This window comes from Streptomyces bobili (assembly GCF_002154575.1).
In the GTDB taxonomy this organism is placed as follows: Bacteria; Actinomycetota; Actinomycetes; order Streptomycetales; family Streptomycetaceae; genus Streptomyces; species Streptomyces bobili.
This window is the reverse complement of record NZ_MUBA01000597.1, coordinates 1-751: the sequence shown is the minus strand read 5'-3', so window position 1 is coordinate 751 and position 751 is coordinate 1. Positions and strand designations below refer to the sequence as shown.

The 751-nt window shown below is 67.8% G+C and carries 1 protein-coding gene and 1 pseudogene; both read right to left on the bottom strand.

The window, feature by feature from the left end:
• A partial coding sequence (locus tag BZL64_RS34550; protein ID WP_244205689.1) for a DUF397 domain-containing protein occupies window positions 1–85 on the bottom strand: 85 nt, incomplete at its 3' end.
• Between the two features lie 109 nt (window positions 86–194).
• A pseudogene (locus BZL64_RS41590) lies at window positions 195–656 on the bottom strand (DUF5753 domain-containing protein); the annotation flags it as partial.
• Window positions 657–751 lie beyond the last annotated feature (95 nt).

The window sequence follows — 751 nt, the reverse complement described above, 5'->3', positions numbered from 1 at the left end:
GGGCCACCTCGACGCAGTTGCCGCCCTCCTGGTTGCTGTAACTGCTCCTGTGCCAAGCGGCGCCGACCAGAACGGGACGGGACACTTCCTCCACGGTCTCTACGGTCTCCACGGTTGTAGCCCTCCATCACGGATCGGATCATGTCGAGGGACATGATTGGGGGCAGGGCTTCCGCCCGTAGCCGATCGTAGGTGACCTCAAATCGACTGACCTCTGCCGGATCCTCGATCAGTTGGCCGTAGTGGGCACCCTCCGTGTAGGCGACCTGCTCCCCCTCCGCCAGCGTCAGAATCGTCAGCGAACCGCCCATCGCGTCATGCTCGCCCTGGTCGAACGGCAGTACCTGCACGGTGACGTGACGCGCCTCGGCGGCGTCGAGCAGCCGCTCGAACTGCGCCCGCATCACGGCGTGGCCACCGATCGGACGCCTCAGCACCGCCTCGTCGAGAACGACCCACAGCTCGGGCCGATCGGGCCCGGTGAGGCGAACCTGACGCTCCATGCGGGCGGCGAGCCTTTCGTCCAACTGAGCGTCACTGCTGAGCGTGAGGCCGACTCTCAGCACGGCCCGCGCGTACTCCTCGGTCTGCAGCAGGCCCGGCACCACATGGGACGCGTACTCCCTGACGGCCGTCGCCCGCTCCGCCAACTCCATGAACCTCCGGGACCAGTCGGGGAACGCCTCCCGGTAGACGTAGGGCCACAGGTCGACGAGGAGGCTGTCCGCACCGAGGACGGCGTCCAGGGCCC